1 protein-coding gene and 1 pseudogene are annotated in these 2,818 nt (G+C 62.5%); both read left to right on the top strand.

The features are described from left to right. The first annotated feature begins 660 nt into the window (after positions 1 to 660). On the top strand, positions 661 to 2,466 hold the full coding sequence (gene ltrA, locus AC3EQ1_RS31215; protein ID WP_488187185.1) for a group II intron reverse transcriptase/maturase: 1,806 nt from the start codon (positions 661 to 663) through the stop codon (positions 2,464 to 2,466). 72 nt (positions 2,467 to 2,538) lie between these two features. Next, a pseudogene (locus AC3EQ1_RS31220) lies at positions 2,539 to 2,818 on the top strand (RNA-guided endonuclease InsQ/TnpB family protein); the annotation flags it as partial.

Below are 2,818 nucleotides of genomic sequence, written 5' to 3' on the forward strand. Positions count from 1 at the left end.
CAAGCGGGTGCGACACGAAGTCGCACCGTACGAGTAGGGGCGCACAGAAGCGCACCGAAAGGAGGACGCCCCTCGGGCCAGTGTCCAGGCCCGTCCCCACGCCCACATGCGTCGCTGGTAACGGCGAGGTGTGAAGCTGGGCGGTCACGCTCAAGAGCCTTGCGGCCATCGCCGGGCAACAAGCAAGGGGAAGACTGGACGGGTGAACGAGAGTGAACCCCCGTATGCCTCGTGACTATCAGGCTGCACCGATGGCAAAGCAAACGGCAGCCATAAGGCCCGGCGCTGCAAGGCGCCAGAAGACCCCCGAGGATCGCTTGTCGGGGATCGGACACCTTCGGCCTCGGGGTAAAGGGGGCACCCACCCCAGTCGCATCTCGTTGGTGCGGAACGTGGAAACCCCGTCAGGGTCCAGGCGAAAGCCTGGTAAGCCAACCGTGAGGAAGGCGTAATTCCCTAGCGGGAACAGGAGGACCCAAGAAGCGGATGCCGGTAGGCCGAAAGGCCAGGGGAAGACGGAAACGGTATGCGCAATGCCGAGCCGATATAACCCGCCGGATACGGGCCGGATGGCCCGGCTCGAAAGAGCGCCCACGTGGGTCTGGTGAGCCATTGAAGAACAAAGCTAAGAGACCAGTACCGGAGGGCAAGTTGGACGCCATGGAGACGGAGGCGAGGCCGCTTGCAGGGCTCGCCGATGTCGAAGCGGCGAACGGACCGAAGGGCGTTACCTCATCCGATTGGCACGAGATCGACTGGGCCAAGGAAGAGGAGAGCGTACGGCGACTGAGGCAGAGGATCTTCAAGGCGACGCGGGATGGGGACATGAAAAGGGTCCGCAACCTGCAAAAGCTCATGCTGCGGAGCCGCAGCAACACGCGAGTAAGCGTGAAGCGGGTAACGCAGGCGAGTAAGGGACGCCAAACGGCCGGGGTTGATGGGGAAGTTGCCCTGACGCCCCGCGACAGAGCGGTACTGACGGCTCAGATGGAGTCAGCAGTGCCCCGCCGAGTCAGGCCGGTAAAGCGCGTGTACATTCCAAAAAGCAATGGGAAGCAGAGACCGCTCGGAATCCCGACCATCTGTGACAGGGTGACACAAGCCCGCGTCAAGAATGCGCTGGAGCCCGAGTGGGAGGCCCGCTTCGAGCGGAGGTCGTACGGCTTCCGCCCAGGGAGGGGCTGCCACGACGCGATCGAGGCCATCTACACAGCAACGGCCAAGAAGAAGGCCAAACGATTGTGGGTCTTGGACGCCGACCTGTCAGCGGCGTTCGACCGTATCAACCATGACACCCTCATGGCCGCAATCGGAGACTTTCCGGCACGGGAACTCATCCGGCAGTGGCTCAAGGCCGGCGTCATGGAGAACGGCCGATTCTCCCCGACCGAGGAAGGAACCCCGCAGGGCGGGGTGATCAGCCCGGTCCTGCTGAACATCGCACTGGAAGGAATGGAGGAGGCGGCCGGGTGCCGATACAGAAGCATGGGGAAGAAGCAAGACCCCGTGGCCGCTGACGGTACCCCGATCTTGATCCGATACGCCGACGACTTTGTTGTGCTGTGTCACAGCAAGGCGGAAGCGTTAGAGGTGAAGGACAGGCTTAACGCATGGCTGGAACCCAGAGGGCTGAGCTTCAACGAAGAAAAGACCCAGGTGGTCCACATGGACACGGGTTTTGACTTCCTTGGGTTCAATCTCCGGAAGTACGGCAACAAAATGCTGGTCAAGCCGAGCAAGGCCGCCGTGAGGAAGATCCGGGAAAGGCTCCGTGACGAGGTGATGGCCCTCCGGGGGGCCAACATTGCGGCGCTAATCAGTAAGCTGGCACCCATCATCAGGGGATGGTCGGCGTACTACCGGACCGTAGTATCCAGCGTCACTTTCGCGGCTCTGGACACGTATGTGTGGAAGCTCACCTACAAGTGGGCCAAGCGCTCCCACCCGAAGAAGTCGAAGAAGTGGGTCTGTAGACGCTACTTCGGCCGATTCAACAAGGCCCGACAGGATCACTGGGTGATGGGGGACCGGGCGACCGGCATGTACCTCACCAAGTTCGCCTGGACGGCCATTGTGCGACACACCCAGATCAGGGGAACAGCGTCTCCGGACGATGCATCTCTGGTCAGCTACTGGGCAAACCGCCGTCGTAAGAAGACGCCACCGCCGATGGACAAGCGCAGCCTGTCCCTGGCATACCGGCAAAAGGGGCTCTGTCCTCTGTGCCGACAGGCGCTCATCGCCGGAGCCGAATACGAACCAGACAGCCCACGAGAGTGGATCAACTGGTTCGCGGCATCCGCGAAGATGCTGCACAAGCATCATCTCGTATACCGGCGAGACGGAGGGTCGGACGAGGGCAAGAACCTACGACTCATACACGCCGAGTGCCATCGACAGCACCATGCCAAGGATGGCGCACGATCCCGTAAAGCAGAACCCGTTGAGCCCATGAGGCTTGCTTGAGCCGGATGCGATGAAAGTCGCACGTCCGGTTCTGAGGGGGCCGGGGCGCAGCAATGCGCTCCGGCTACCCGACTGTATGTGGAAGACCTTGCGGTGTCCGGTCTCGGGCGCAGCCGGCTGGCCAAGTCCGTGCATGACGCGGGATGGGCTGCCTTCGTCGGCATGCTGGAGTACAAGGCCGCCAAACACGGCCGCACCTTCACCAAAGTGGACCGGGCCTTCCCCTCCTCCCAGCTCTGCTCGGCCTGCGGATTCCGGGACGGCCCCAAACCCCTGCACATCCGCGAGTGGACCTGCGGCCGGTGTGGCGCCGTGCATGAGCGTGATCACAACGCAGCATGCAACGTCCTGG

Source organism: Streptomyces sp. bgisy100, assembly GCF_057709105.1.